Origin of the sequence: Nocardia jiangsuensis, assembly GCF_042650385.1 — a bacterium.
Lineage (GTDB): Bacteria > Actinomycetota > Actinomycetes > Mycobacteriales > Mycobacteriaceae > Nocardia > Nocardia jiangsuensis.
Genome location: NZ_JBHSAX010000033.1, coordinates 524,947 through 537,777 on the forward strand (window position 1 = coordinate 524,947; position 12,831 = coordinate 537,777).

Below are 12,831 nucleotides of genomic sequence, written 5' to 3' on the forward strand. Positions count from 1 at the left end.
AGGTGGTCAAGTACATGTCTCCTGCCGACTCCGGCGCGCCGAGCGATGCCGAACTCGCGGCGGCCGACCGGCTCGGCAGGCAGCTGGTGCGGTTCGCCCGCGCGCTGAACCGGGTGCGGCACCGCTCCGCCGCCGACGACGCCAGGCACCTGGACAAGCTCGCCTACGCCATGCTCTTCCGGCTGGTCGAGCACGGCCCGCAGCGCACCGGACGCCTCGCCGACCTGCTCTATGCGGAGATCTCGCTGGTCAGCAGACAGACCAGGACGCTGGTACAGCTCGGGTTGATCGAGCGGCGGGCGGACCCGGACGACGGGCGGGTCAGCGTGCTCGCCGCCACCGAGGACGGGGTGCGGGTCTTCGAGCAGGCCAGGCAGCGGCGCAGCGAGTGGCTGGCCGGGCTGGTGGAGGGGTGGTCGGCCGCCGAGGTCGGGCAGCTCACCGTGCTGCTGGACCGGCTGAACGACGGGATCGAGGCAGACCCGAGGGATTCCGAGCCCGGCGGGGCGGCGCGCGGGTGACCGGCACCACCGAGCAGGCGCCCGGGCAACTCGGGCACCGGCAGATCCTCACCGTGCTCTCCGGGCTGCTGCTCGGGCTCTTCCTCGCCGCGCTGGACCAGAACATCGTCAGCGTGGCGATCGTGCCCATCGCGAACAGCCTGAACGGCTTCGACCAGCAGGCCTGGGCCACCACCGCCTACCTGATCACCGCGACCATCAGCACCCCGCTGTACGGCAAGCTCGCCGACATCTACGGCCGCAGGCCGCTCTACCTGCTCGCCATCGGGATCTTCGTGCTCGGCTCGGCGGCCTGCGCCTGCGCCGCCACCATGCACCAGCTGGCCGCCTTCCGCGCCTTCCAGGGGCTCGGCGCGGGCGGGCTGATGTCGCTGGCCTTCACGATCATCGCCGACCTGGTTCCCGCTCGGGAGCGGGTGCGCTACCAGGGCTACAACACCACGGTCTTCGGCATCGCCACCGTGCTCGGCCCGGTGCTCGGCGGCTTCTTCGCCACGCACGACACGCTGCTCGGGCTCACCGGCTGGCGCTGGGTCTTCCTCGTGAACGTCCCGATCGGCATCGTGGCGCTCGTCGTCGTCTCCAAGGTGCTCACCACCCCGCACCGGCCGCAGCGGCACCGGATCGACTGGTTCGGCGCGGTCGCGCTGGCCTTCGCGGTGGTGCCGCTGCTGCTCGTCGCCGAGCAGGGAAGGAGCTGGGGCTGGAGTTCGCCGCGGGCGCTGCTCTGCTACGTCGTCGGGGCCGCGGGCACCGCGCTGTTCATCCTGGTCGAGCGGCGGATGCGGGATGCGGCGCTGATCCCGCTGCGGCTGTTCCGGAACCGCACCTTCAGTGCGGGGATCGCGGGCGGGCTGCTGATCGGGATCGCGATGTTCGGCGGGCTCGCCATGCTGCCGCAGTACCTCCAGGTGGTGCAGGGCCTCTCGCCGACGATGGCGGGGCTGATGATGCTGCCGATGGTCATCGGGATCACGCTCGGCTCGCAGGTGGCCGGGCGGGTCACCCGGATGACCGGGCGCTACAAGGTCTTCCCGGTCGTCGGCAGCGTGCTGGTCGGGATCGGCGGGCTCTGCTTCGCCCAGCTGGCGCACGACAGCCCGCTGTGGCTGCCGCTCGGTATCGGCGGGCTGGTCGGGATCGGGCTCGGCACCAGCCTGCAGACGCTCATCATCGCCATCCAGAACGCCGCGCCGCGCGCGGACATGGGCGCCTCCACCGCGGCGGCCACCTTCTTCCGGCAGATCGGCGGCACGCTCGGCGTCGCGGTCTTCCTCACCGTGCTGTTCAGCCTGCTCCCCGCCCGGATCCTCGCGGCGGCGGGCGGGGCGCTGCCCGCCGGCGCCGACCCGGCGCTGCTCGACGTGCTGCGCAGCGACACCAGCGGCATCGCCGCGCTGCCGGAGGCGGTGCGCACCCCGGTGCTGATCGGCTTCACCGAGGCCATGCACCCGGTCTTCTACACCGCCGCCGCCGTCGCCTTCCTCGCCGCGCTGATACTGCTGCTCCTCGACGAGATCCCGCTGCGCGAGCCGGAGCCGGTCGAACCGCTCTGACCCGCGACGAAACAGGTCGTACGCTGGACTTCGTGTCCGATGTCATGGAGCGAACAGCCGTCGATCCCGTTGCCGCACTGCTCGCCGGGCGCAGGCTGGCCGTGCTCACCGGCGCCGGCATCTCCACCGACAGCGGCATCCCCGACTACCGCGGCCCCGGCTCCCCGCCCCGCAACCCCATGACCTACCAGCAGTTCGTCGGCGACCCGGTGTTCCGGCAGCGCTACTGGGCGCGCAACCACGTCGGCTGGCGCACCATGGACGGTTCCCGGCCGAACCCGGGCCACCGCGCGCTGGCCCGGCTGGAGCGCGCGGGCGTCGTCACCGGGCTGATCACGCAGAACGTCGACCTGCTGCACACCAAGGCCGGGCACCGCGGGGTGATCGACCTGCACGGCACCTACGCCAGGGTGCGCTGCCTCGGCTGCGAGCGGCTGATCTCTCGGATGACGCTGGCCGACCGGCTGGAGGCGGCCAACCCCGGCTTCGCGGCCGCCGCCGCGGCCGACGGGCTGGAGGTAGCGCCGGACGCGGACGCCGTGATCGCGCGCACCGACACCTTCCGGATGGTCGACTGCGCGCACTGCGGCGGGATGCTCAAGCCGGACATCGTCTACTTCGGCGAGAACGTCCCCAAGCCCCGGGTCGCCGCGGCCTTCGCGCTGGTGGAGGCCGCGGACGCGGTGCTGGTGGCGGGCTCCTCGCTGACCGTCATGTCCGGGCTGCGCTTCGTCCGGCACGCTGCCAAGCAGGGTAAACCGGTGGTGATCGTGAACCGCGGCAGCACCAGGGGCGACGAGTGCGCCACCCACACCGTCGACGCCGGCTGCTCCCCCGTCCTCACCGCGCTCGCCGAGCGGCTCGGCTGAGTCAGGACAGATCGAGGTGGCGATTCATCGACATCGCGGCATCGGCCAGCTCGGGAAGTTCGACGACCTGCACCCCGGACTGCTGGAGCTTCTCGACCCCGACGCAGTCCGCGACGAACGTCGGCGGCTCGCGCCAGGCGATCACCACGCGCGGGATGCCCGCGGCGAGTACGCGGTCCGTGCACGGCGGCCGGGTCTCGGTGGCGCGCTCCGAGCACGGTTCCAGCGTGCTGTAGATGGTGGCGCGCCGCAGGCGGGGGTCGTCGGCGGCGAGCTTGTCGAGCGCGGCCTCCTCGGCGTGCACCTTCGGGTCGGTCTCGCGCGAGTAGCCTGCGGCGATCTCCTGACCGTCGGCCACGATCACCGCGCCGACCGAGAACGCGCCCTCGACCACGGGGCACTGCCTGGCGAGCTCGATCGCCCGTTCCATCCAGCGGCGGTCTTCACTCATCGGGTCTCCTTCCTTCGGCGAGGGTATCGACGGTCGACGGCCGACGCCGCGACCGTGATCGCTGTTGCTCAGAACAGCGTCGGGGCGTGCGCCGGTTCCGGCTCGGGCAGCGGCTCCAGTTCGGGGACCAGCGCACGCACCTCGGCGTGGAAGCGCCTGGCCAGGCCGAGCGCGTCCCCGTTGTCCGGGGTGTGCACGAAGACCGTCGGCGAGCGCCCCTCGTGCAACCAGCCTGCCACCGTCTCCAGCCAGGGCGCCCAGCCCGCGATCGTCGCCTCGGCGTCGTCGCGGCCGTGGTAGCGGACCACCGGGTGCGGGCCGAGCGCGGGCGTGCGGCGCGGCAGCCGCGGCTTCTTGCCCCACGCCTCGTGCTCGGCCGGGGTGCGCGGCGGCGCGGCGTAGAGCGTGGTGGTGTCGAAGGTGACCCACTCCGCGCCCGCCGCGCTGAGGACCCGCACCAACCGCCGCGCCTGCTCGACATCCTCGAAGAAGGCCGGGTGCCGCACCTCCACCGCGATCCCCGGCCCCGCGGGCAGCGCGGGCAGGAAGGCGGCGAGCGCGCCCAGGTCGTTCGGGCCGAAGGTCGGCGGCAGCTGCACCCAGAGCGCATGCAGGCTCGGGCCGAGCGGCTCCATGGCGTCCAGGAACGCGGCGAGCTCGGCTGCGCCGCCGCCGAGCCGGTGCTCGTGGGTGACCGGGCGCGGCAGCTTGGCGTAGAAGCGGAAGTCCGGGCTCAGCTGGGCCGCCCAGGATTCCGCGGTCCGCCGGGCCGGGGTGGCGTAGAAGGTGGTGTTGCCCTCGACGGCGGTGCAGTGCTCGGCATAGCGGCGCAGCCGCTCGGCGGCGGGCGGCTGCCGCTCGAACCAGGACCCGTGCGACCACATCGCACACCCCACGTGGAGTCGCATCCCGCCACGCTAGCGCAGCGGGGTGCGCGCTCAGGAGATGAGCGTGTTCATGATGGTGCCCGCGCTGGTGGCCACCACCCCGCCGATCATGCCGCCCGCGATCATCTTCGGCGAGGTGAAGCTGCTGCCGTGCCACTTCTCCCAGGCGAACTTGCCGCCGGCCACCGTGATCCCGGCGACCCCGGAGAGGATCGAGAACCAGGTCACGTACCTGACCATCTGCAGGATCTCCCCGGAGAGCGGCGGCGCCTCCGGAGTCGGGTTGCCCACCTGAGCGAGCAGGAACATGTCGTGCGCCGTGCTGAAGACCATGTGGGGCTCCCCTGAGGATTCCGCAACCGTTGCGCAAACAGTGATCTCCTCGGATTATGCGCGGTCAAGCAGCACCTAGTCAACGACCAGCATCCGCGTGGCAAACCGAACGGTTTGCGCTATCCGACCGGCACTTCCGCCGCCGCACCCGGCTTGTCGGTTCGCATTGCTACCTTCTCGCTCGAGATCGACCGAACGACGAAGCGGGGCAAGACGATGACGACCGGTGCCTGCACCTACCTGGAACTGTCCGAGGACGACGGTTCGGCGCACAAGTTCTACGAGGTCGGTGTGGCAGGAACCCAGGTGACCATCCGCTACGGCCGAATCGGGGACCAGGGCCAGGTCAAGGTCAGCAGCTTTCCCAGCGAGGAGAAGGCGCGCGCCGCGGCAGCCAAGAAGATCGGCGAGAAGGTCCGCAAGGGGTACGCGGCCGCGGTGCCAGGTCAGCGCGCCAAGCGCCAGAGCACGCGGCGCACCATCACCAGCACCCGCTCCACGGCCAAGGCGGCCCCGGTGCTGTGGAGCTTCGACTCCGGCGCCTCCGCCTTCGGCATCTTCGTCGACGACGAGCACTGCTGGGTCGGCAACGAGCACGGCGACGTCTTCACGCTCACCGCGGACGGCACCGTCACCGGGCGGTACCGCCTCCCGGACGCCGTCAAGTGCATTGTCGCGGACGACTTCTGGATCTACGCCGGGTGCGACGACGGCCGGGTCTACGACCTGTCCGGCAAGGTGCCGCGCGCCGCCTACGAGATCGCCGCCGACGTCGACATCTACTGGCTCGACATCCACGACGGCATCCTCGGCGTCTCCGATCGCGAGGGCGGCATCACCGTGATCGACCACGAGGAGGAATCGCTGTGGTCGCACCGCAGCCGCGGCGACTCCGCGTGGATGGTGCGGATCGATGACACCGGGGTCTACCACGGGCACTCGCGCGGCGTCACCAAGTACGGCCTGGAGCGCGGGCAGCAGCTCTGGCAGGTGCCGACCGGCTCCGTGCTCTTCGGCTGGCAGGAATCCGGCGCGGTCTACGCCGGCACCGGCAGCAACGAGGTGCGGATGATCGGCAAGGACGGCACCGACGCCATCACCTACCGCTGTGACGCCGCCGTCTTCTCCTGCGCCACCTCGCCGGACGGCCGCTACGTCTTCGCCGGCGACAATCACTCCTCGGTGTACTGCTTCGACGCGAGCGGGCAGCGGCTCTGGAAACTCGGCACCGGCTGCGGCTCCGCGTACTCCATGCAGTACCACGCGGACCGGCTCTACCTCGTCACCACCAGCGGCGCACTGGCCTGCCTGGACGTCACCGAGAGCGCGATCCGCGGCGCCGAGGAGGGCGTGCTGCCGCGCACCGTCTCGATCAAGGCGCCGGAGATCTCCGCGGTGGCGCCGAGCTCCACCGTCGAGGTGATCACCGAGGCGGGCGACGGCATCGTGGTGGAGTGCGTCGAGCAGAGCGGCGGGCTGCGGGTGCGGGTGCTCTCGCCTGGCTACCGGGACGGCTGGAACGTGCAGTTCCCCAGGGACATCCGGGAGGCGGGCGCGCGCTACGTGGTCGACGCCATCACCGAGTCCGGCCGCGGCGGCTTCTACCGGGTGCGCGGGGACATCCGCAGGTTGCGCTGAACCCCAATTATGGTACCGCGCGGTATCTTTCGAGCTACCACGCGGTCATCGCGGCCCGCGGCGACCTAGGATAGGGGCGATTACGGTCCATCGAACGTGAGGTTCCCGCCTGTGTCCGACAATTCCCCCTCGGTCGAGATCGACCAGAGCAAGCCAAGCATTGCCCGCGTCTACGACTACGTGCTCGGCGGGAAGGACAACTACCCGGTCGATCAGGCGATCGGCGATCATTTCATCCACAACCTGCCCGGCTCGGTCGCCATCGCCAAGACCAACCGGGATGTGCTGGTCCGCGCCGTCCGCGAGCTCGCCGCCGACGGCATCCGGCAGTTCATCGACCTCGGCAGCGGGCTGCCGACCTCGGACAACGTGCACCAGGTCGCGGCCAGGCACGCCGCGGGCTCGAAGGTGGTCTACGTGGACAACGACCCGATCGTGCTCGCGCACGGAAGGGCCATCCTCGCCACCGACGACAACACCGTGGTGATCCAGGCCGACGCGGTCGACCCGGAAGGCATCCGCAACCACCCGGAGTTGCGGCGGCTCATCGATTTCGACCAGCCGGTCGCGGTGATCTTCAGCGCGATCCTGCACCACCTGGAGGACCGGGAGAACCCGCTCGGCATCGTGCGCTTCTGGCGCGACCAGCTGCCGCCGGGCAGCGCGCTGTTCATCTCGCACTTCCGCTCCGGCGACAACGACGAGACCAAGGCCGCCGAGGGCAAGCTGCAGGAGACCTTCGGCCGCGGCCGCTGGCGCACCGACTCCGAGATCGCCGCCTTCTTCGAAGGCCTCGACCTCGCCGAGCCCGGCATCGTGCCCGCCGTGCAGTGGCGCCCGGACCGCACCGGTGCGGATGCCATCGGCAGCGCCGAGCGCGAGCTCACCGTCTGGGAGCAGCTGATCGTGGCCGGGCTGGGCTACAAGCGCTGACGCTCAGCGCTTCAGGCCGTGTGCCCGCGCGGTGATCCGATGGATCGCCGCCGCGGGCAGCAGCCTGCGCAGCGCGAAGACCAGCGGGGCCCGGCTTCCGGTGGCGTACAGCGGCTTCGGCCTGCGGGCCCGGGCCGCCTTGACGATCAGCGCGGCCACCTGCTCGGCCGCGATGCCGTTCTGCTCGTTGTGGTCCAGCTTGCCGATCATGGTCCGGTAGTCGGCCAGGTGCGCGGAGTCGGCGGCGATGTAGGCGGTGCGCCGCTCGCCGATCCCGGTGGCGATCGAGCCCGGCTCCACCGTGCTGATCGCCACCCCGAACGGGGAGACCTCCAGCCGCGCCGCGTGCGCGAAGCCCTTGAGCGCCGCCTTCGTCGCCACGTACGAGGAGCGGTACGCCAGCGGGAAGCTGGCCAGCATCGAGCCGACCATGATCACCCGGCCTGCGCCCCGCTCGCGCATGCCCGGCAGCACCAGCTGGGTGAGCCGCACCGGGCCGAGCACATTGATCCGGAAGAGCCGGTCCAGCGCGTCCGCGGGCAGCTCCTCCAGCGGGCCGGACTGGCTCTCGCCGGCATTGTTGACCAGCACGTCCACCGCGGGAAGGCCGGCGCCGAAGGTCTCGATCGACTCCGCGTCGGCAAGGTCGAGCGCCCGGTACTCGACGCCGTCGATCCGGTTCGCCGCCGGGATCCGCTCCGGATCGCGGCTGGTGCCGATCACCGTGTACCCCTGCGCGAGGAACAGGGCCGCGGTGGCACGGCCGATCCCCGACGATGCCCCGGTGACGACGACGGTCTGCGACATCCGAACTCCTCGTGGTGCGAACGCCCGCGCCATCGGGCGCGGGCCATCCCGACCCTAGCGGAGCCGGACCCCGGCTCACTCCAGCCGCAGCGCCGCCATCGGGCAGCTGTCCGCCGCCAGCCTCGCGTTCTCCAGGTCGGCGGCGGCGAGTTCGCCCGGCGCAACGATCACCACGTCGTCGTCGCCGACCCGGAACAGCTCCGGCGCCACCGCCTCGCACATGCCGTGGCCCTCGCAGCGCTCGGGGTCGGCCAGCACCCTGGTCACGCCAGCCGCTCCAGCCGGATCGGCAGCCCGTCCGCCGGGGTCGGGCCGGTGGTCGGCACCATCGGCGGCACGTACCCGGCAGGCACCGACCAGCGGTAGCTCAGCAGCATCCGGTGCAGCACCGCCTTGACCGTCATCCCGCCGAAGTAGAGTCCGATGCACTTGTGCGCGCCGCCGCCGAAGGGCGGCCAGGCGAAGCGGTGCGACTTGTCCTCGCGGCGGCCGTCGACGAAGCGCTCCGGGTCGAAGGTGTCCGGGTCGTGCCAGAACTCGGCGTTGCGCATCAACCCGAACGGCCCGGTCATCACCAGCGTCCCCTTCGGCACGAAGTGGCCGCAGAGCTCGGTGTCGGAAGTGGTCTCGCGGGCCTGCTGACCGACCGGCGCCCACATCCGCAGCGCCTCGCGGAAGGCGAGATCCAGCGACGGCAGCTTCTCCAGGTCGGCGTAGTCCAGCGAATCCTTGCCCAGCGCCAGTGATTCCGCGCGCACCCGCTCCTGCCACTCCGGGTGCCTGCCCAGCTCGTAGATGAGCATGGAGGAGGCGATGGTGCTGGTATCGTGCGCCGCCATCATCACGAAGATCATGTGCTCGACCACCTCCTCGTCGGTGAAGGCGTGGCCGTCGGTGCTGCGCGCCCTGGTGAGCACGCTGAACAGGTCGGCGCCGTCGCCCGCGCGCTTGGCGGGCAGCTCGCTGCGGAAGTACTCGGAGAGCGTGCGCCTGCCGCGCAGCCCGCGCGCCCAGACCCCGCCGGGCACGTTCGCCCTGATGATCGCCATGCCGCCGTGCACGGCGTCCTCGAAGGCGTGCTCCAGCCGGTTCGCGATCGGGCCGAGCTCGGCGCCGGCGAAGACCGCGGTGGCCTGCTGCAGCAGCATCTTCTTGATCGCGGGGTAGACGGGGAACCGCGGGCCCGGCTCCCAGTCCGCCACCGCGCGCTCCAGCAGCGGCGTGGTGAGCTCGAGGTACCCCTCCAGCCGGGGCCTGGTGAAGGCCTGCTGCATGATCCGGCGGTGGTGCAGGTGATCCTCGAAGTCGCGCAGCATCAGCCCGCCGCGGAAGAACGGGCCGATCAGGTACTCCCAGCCGCGCTCGGCCGACATCACCTTGTTCCGGTCGAGCAGCACCGCCTCGAAGGCGGCCGGGCTGCCGACGAAGACCACCTTGCGGCCGAGCACCCCGACCCACTGCACGTCGCCGAAGCGGTCGTAGCGCCGCTGGCCGAAGCCGAGCGGGTCGACGATGGAGTGGAAGGTGTAGCCGATCACCGGCGGGCCGGAATCACCGAGCACCGGTTTCAGCCCGCTGCCCGGCGGCGGCTCGGCGAGTGGCCGCACCCGGCTCGGAATCCGGTCGGCCAGCCGCACGGCGGCCCGCTGGACCTTGAAGGCGGCCCTGGCACGGACGTGACGGTACTTCTCGGTGAGACCGTCGACGGTCGGCGGGGCAAGCAGAAGACTCATGACCGGTCATCCCTTCGCTTCGTTGCGAACAGGAACGACGATAGAGGAAACGTTCGTTTCCGTAAACGATTGTTTCCCAATTGGTGCTGTGCCAAGCTGGCGGGATGACCCGCGCATCGACCGGCACCTACCGGGGCGCCTCCTCGGAGGAGCGCCGTGAGGATCGGCGCAATCGGCTGCTGGACGCGGCGCTCGGCATCATCGGCACCAGGGGGCTCTCCGCGCTCACCGTGCGCGGAGTCTGCGAGCAGGCCAAGGTCGGCCCGCGCTTCTTCTACGAGGCCTTCCCCGACCTGGACGCGCTCGCCACCGAACTGCTGCTCGGCATCCAGCAGGCCGGGCTGGACCGGGCCCGCCGCGCCATCGCCGAGACCTCCGCCGACCCGGAGGCCAGGATCCGCGCCGGGGTCGCCGCGCTGATCACCGAGCTCACCGACGACCCGCGGCGGGCCAAGATCGTCTTCGCGCAGGCGTACGGCAGCGAGGCGCTGATGCGCAGCCGCTTCGACGGCATGCGCCGGGTGGCCGAGGTGATCATCGAGCAGACCAGGGTGGTGCTCGACCTGCCCCACGGTCAGGACGCCGCCGTCGGCGTCACCTCCCAGCTCATCACCGGCGGCGCCGCCGAACTGGTGCTGATCTGGCTGGACGGCCGGCTCGACGTCGACCGCGACGGCCTCATCGACCTGCTCGCCGACTTCGCCGTCGACATGCTGGCACGGATCCCCGCGCTCGCCGAGCGGCTGCGGACCACGAAGAAGTCCGCGGCCTCCTAGAGATCCAGCTCGGTCTGGTTGACGATCCTGGTCATCTCCTTGAGCTGATCCCGGAAGCCGACCAGGTCACGCGGGTCCATCCCGCTCGCGCAGGCGATCCGCTCCGGCACCATGGCCGCCTGCTCCCGCAGCGCGGCACCCGCCTCGGTCGGCGCGACCAGCACCGAGCGCTCGTCCGCGGCCGAGCGCACCCGCGCCACCACCCCGTTCGCCTCCAGCCTCTTGAGCAGCGGCGAGAGCGTGCCGGAGTCCAGGTCGAGCGCCCTGCCCAGCTCCTTGACGGTGACCGTGCCGCGCTCCCAGAGCACCAGCATCACCAGGTACTGCGGGTAGGTCAGCCCGAGCGCCTCCAGCAGCGGCCGGTACAGCCGGGTGACCGCGCGGGACGCCGAATACAGCGCGAAGCACAACTGCTGGTCCAGTGCCAGCGCATCCGTGCGTGACATCCCGCACCACCTCCTGCTTCGAAGTTAGCGAGCCGATCGGTTGCGGGCAATCGAGTGTGCGCGGAATCGCGCCATCGCGGCCCGCTCCGATCGCGTGCCCGATGTGATCAGCCACCCCGCGAGCAGCGCGAGCGGCACCGAGACGATGCCGTAGACCCCCGCGGGCACCGCCATCCGGATGTCGCCGAGCACGCTCACCGCGATCGTCATGGCCAGCGCGCTGTTGTGGATCCCGACCTCCATGGCGCAGGCCAGCGCCTGCGGCCGCGCCAGCCCGGCCGCCTTCGGCACCAGGTAGCCGACGCCGAGGCCGAGCGCGCAGAGCGCCGGGATCAGCACCCCGACCTCGGCCAGGTAGCCGCCGATATCGCGGCGCTCGACGAGCAGCGCCGCCACCGTGGCCACGGCGAGGAAGCCGAGCGCGAGCACCCGCACCGGCCGGTCCAGCCGCGCGCTCCACTCCGGCCGTGCCGCCCTGGTCAGCATCCCGGCCAGCACCGGGACCAGCACCAGCGCGAAGACCTGGAGCAGCTTGCCCGACTGCGGCCCGAGCCGCTCCTGCCCCGCCGGGGCGAAGTACGTCAGCGCGAGATTCGCGACCACCGGTAGGGTCAGCACGGCGAGCAGCGAGTTGACCGCGGTCAGCGTGACGTTCAGCGCGACGTCGCCGCGGAAGAGGTGGCTGAGCAGGTTGGCGGTCGCCCCGCCCGGTGCGGCCATCAGCAGCATCACCCCGACCGCCGGGGCGGGCGCGAGGCCGGTCGCCAGCACCAGCCCGAAGGCGATGGCGGGCAGCAGCACCAGCTGGCAACCCAGCGCGACGAGGACCGCCCTCGGGTACCGGGCGACCCGGGTGAACTCGGCGACGGTCAGCCCGAGTCCCAGCCCGAACATGATCAGCGCGAGCACGATCGGCAGCAACACGGTCACCGGCCACGACCCCATGCCGACCTCCCGCGCCCGCCCTACCGGCGAGTACCGCCGATTTCGGCCACTCTAGGCCGGCGGGCGGGCGGCGGGCATGCCACCAATCCTGGGGCGATCAGCGCGCGGCGCCGATGGTGGCGTCGGCGAGGAACTCGGCCGGGCTCACCCCGAACCTGGTCTCGATGAGGGTGAGCGCGGAGGCCAGCGCCCCCGCCGAATCCCGGCCGACCACGATGGACTGGGCAGGCGCCGCCCGCGCCCGGTCGACCGCGAGCCGGCACCAGTACCCGGAGCCGCGCACCGGCGGGATCGGCGCCGGTCTGTGCACCGTCACCGATACCGCCTCCCCGGCAACCAGCAGGCTTCCGGTCACGAGCACGTCGTGCCGCGGGTCCGCGGGCGCGGGCCGGGGGCTGTCGGTCATCGGTGGAGGTTCCTTCCTTCGGCGTTGTCCGGGCGGTCGCCGAGCGGCTGCCCGGCGTACCGGGGCGCGCGGGCCTGACGGTCTCGACCAGAGTTACCCAGTGCGATCGGATTCCAATCGACGTCGCGCCTCGGTGTGCGGCAGATTTGCCGGGCGACTGCGAGCCGGTCTGTTCCGGCCCCTGATCCGCCCCGGAACACCTCGTTCGCCCGCTGTGTGCTGGTATCTTTCGCTGGCTCGAATCACGAAGGGAAACAATGCGAAACGCACTCCTGCTCGGCGTCGCCGGCGCCACCGCCTCCGCCTTCCTCGCCGCCGCGGCCCCGGCATCGGCCGCGCCGCAGTCCGGCTGCCACGCCTCCTACCGCCCCTGCGTCCCGATCACCTCGGACGTGGACTGCGCCGGTGGCAGCGGCAACGGCCCGGCCTACACCGGCCGGGTCGAGGTCATCGGCCCGGACGAGTACGACCTGGACCGCGACGGCGACGGAATCGGCTGCCAGAACAGCTGATCCGCCGGACGACGAAGG

General features: G+C 71.6%; 16 protein-coding genes. 7 read left to right on the forward strand and 9 right to left on the reverse strand.

Annotated elements, in window-relative coordinates; genetic code table 11:
- Positions 1–14 precede the first annotated feature (14 nt).
- From ACFO0B_RS31015 to ACFO0B_RS31025, 3 genes are read left to right on the forward strand one after another with little or no spacing between them, the layout of a single operon-like run.
- Positions 15–521, forward strand: coding sequence for a MarR family winged helix-turn-helix transcriptional regulator (locus ACFO0B_RS31015; protein ID WP_378617128.1), 507 nt, complete (start codon positions 15–17; stop codon positions 519–521).
- Complete coding sequence (locus ACFO0B_RS31020) at positions 518–2,077, forward strand: MDR family MFS transporter (RefSeq protein WP_378617130.1); 1,560 nt, start codon at positions 518–520, stop codon at positions 2,075–2,077. The genes ACFO0B_RS31015 and ACFO0B_RS31020 overlap by 4 nt, the downstream gene beginning before the upstream one ends.
- Positions 2,078–2,121: 44 nt before the next feature.
- The gene (locus ACFO0B_RS31025) at positions 2,122–2,946 is read left to right on the forward strand and encodes an NAD-dependent protein deacetylase (RefSeq protein ID WP_378617312.1); all 825 of its coding nucleotides are present in this window, start codon (positions 2,122–2,124) and stop codon (positions 2,944–2,946) included.
- A gap of 1 nt (position 2,947) precedes the next feature.
- On the opposite strand, the gene ACFO0B_RS31030 is transcribed toward ACFO0B_RS31025, so the two are convergent.
- The 3 genes from ACFO0B_RS31030 to ACFO0B_RS31040 all read right to left on the reverse strand — a co-directional run bounded on the left by ACFO0B_RS31030 (position 2,948) and on the right by ACFO0B_RS31040 (position 4,617).
- The gene (locus ACFO0B_RS31030) at positions 2,948–3,397 is read right to left on the reverse strand and encodes a deaminase (protein WP_378617132.1); all 450 of its coding nucleotides are present in this window, start codon (positions 3,395–3,397) and stop codon (positions 2,948–2,950) included.
- A 68-nt stretch (positions 3,398–3,465) separates the two neighbouring features.
- Positions 3,466–4,305: a DUF72 domain-containing protein gene (locus ACFO0B_RS31035; protein WP_378617134.1), complete on the reverse strand. Its 840-nt coding sequence runs from the start codon at positions 4,303–4,305 to the stop codon at positions 3,466–3,468.
- A gap of 30 nt (positions 4,306–4,335) precedes the next feature.
- On the reverse strand, positions 4,336–4,617 hold the full coding sequence (locus ACFO0B_RS31040) for a hypothetical protein (RefSeq protein WP_357020581.1): 282 nt from the start codon (positions 4,615–4,617) through the stop codon (positions 4,336–4,338).
- A 216-nt stretch (positions 4,618–4,833) separates the two neighbouring features.
- Between ACFO0B_RS31040 and ACFO0B_RS31045 the strand changes: the two genes are divergently transcribed.
- Both ACFO0B_RS31045 and ACFO0B_RS31050 read left to right on the forward strand, forming a co-directional pair.
- Entirely contained in the window at positions 4,834–6,255 is a 1,422-nt protein-coding gene (locus ACFO0B_RS31045) for a WGR domain-containing protein (protein ID WP_378617136.1), read from the forward strand.
- A gap of 111 nt (positions 6,256–6,366) precedes the next feature.
- A complete protein-coding gene (locus ACFO0B_RS31050; RefSeq protein WP_378617139.1) occupies positions 6,367–7,188 on the forward strand; it encodes an SAM-dependent methyltransferase in 822 nt (273 codons plus the stop codon).
- A gap of 3 nt (positions 7,189–7,191) precedes the next feature.
- On the opposite strand, the gene ACFO0B_RS31055 is transcribed toward ACFO0B_RS31050, so the two are convergent.
- The 3 genes from ACFO0B_RS31055 to ACFO0B_RS31065 form a co-directional block, all read right to left on the reverse strand.
- Positions 7,192–7,995: an SDR family oxidoreductase gene (locus ACFO0B_RS31055; protein WP_378617141.1), complete on the reverse strand. Its 804-nt coding sequence runs from the start codon at positions 7,993–7,995 to the stop codon at positions 7,192–7,194.
- Between the two features lie 75 nt (positions 7,996–8,070).
- Positions 8,071–8,262 carry a ferredoxin gene (locus ACFO0B_RS31060; RefSeq protein ID WP_378617143.1) on the reverse strand — a complete coding sequence of 64 codons (192 nt, stop codon included), beginning with the start codon at positions 8,260–8,262 and terminating at the stop codon, positions 8,071–8,073.
- Entirely contained in the window at positions 8,259–9,728 is a 1,470-nt protein-coding gene (locus ACFO0B_RS31065; RefSeq protein ID WP_378617145.1) for a cytochrome P450, read from the reverse strand. Before ACFO0B_RS31065 ends, ACFO0B_RS31060 begins: the two co-directional genes overlap by 4 nt.
- A gap of 104 nt (positions 9,729–9,832) precedes the next feature.
- Here ACFO0B_RS31065 and ACFO0B_RS31070 point away from each other — a divergent pair, with 104 nt between their 5' ends.
- On the forward strand, positions 9,833–10,504 hold the full coding sequence (locus tag ACFO0B_RS31070; RefSeq protein ID WP_378617147.1) for a TetR/AcrR family transcriptional regulator: 672 nt from the start codon (positions 9,833–9,835) through the stop codon (positions 10,502–10,504).
- Here ACFO0B_RS31070 and ACFO0B_RS31075 read toward each other — a convergent pair.
- The 3 genes from ACFO0B_RS31075 to ACFO0B_RS31085 all read right to left on the reverse strand — a co-directional run bounded on the left by ACFO0B_RS31075 (position 10,501) and on the right by ACFO0B_RS31085 (position 12,301).
- Complete coding sequence (locus tag ACFO0B_RS31075) at positions 10,501–10,950, reverse strand: MarR family winged helix-turn-helix transcriptional regulator (RefSeq protein WP_378617149.1); 450 nt, start codon at positions 10,948–10,950, stop codon at positions 10,501–10,503. The genes ACFO0B_RS31070 and ACFO0B_RS31075 overlap by 4 nt on opposite strands.
- 24 nt (positions 10,951–10,974) lie before the next feature.
- Positions 10,975–11,895, reverse strand: coding sequence for a bile acid:sodium symporter family protein (locus ACFO0B_RS31080; RefSeq protein WP_378617151.1), 921 nt, complete (start codon positions 11,893–11,895; stop codon positions 10,975–10,977).
- A gap of 97 nt (positions 11,896–11,992) precedes the next feature.
- The gene (locus ACFO0B_RS31085; protein ID WP_378617153.1) at positions 11,993–12,301 is read right to left on the reverse strand and encodes a hypothetical protein; all 309 of its coding nucleotides are present in this window, start codon (positions 12,299–12,301) and stop codon (positions 11,993–11,995) included.
- A gap of 257 nt (positions 12,302–12,558) precedes the next feature.
- On the opposite strand from ACFO0B_RS31085, the gene ACFO0B_RS31090 reads away from it, so the two are divergent.
- The gene (locus ACFO0B_RS31090) at positions 12,559–12,813 is read left to right on the forward strand and encodes a hypothetical protein (RefSeq protein ID WP_378617155.1); all 255 of its coding nucleotides are present in this window, start codon (positions 12,559–12,561) and stop codon (positions 12,811–12,813) included.
- Positions 12,814–12,831 lie beyond the last annotated feature (18 nt).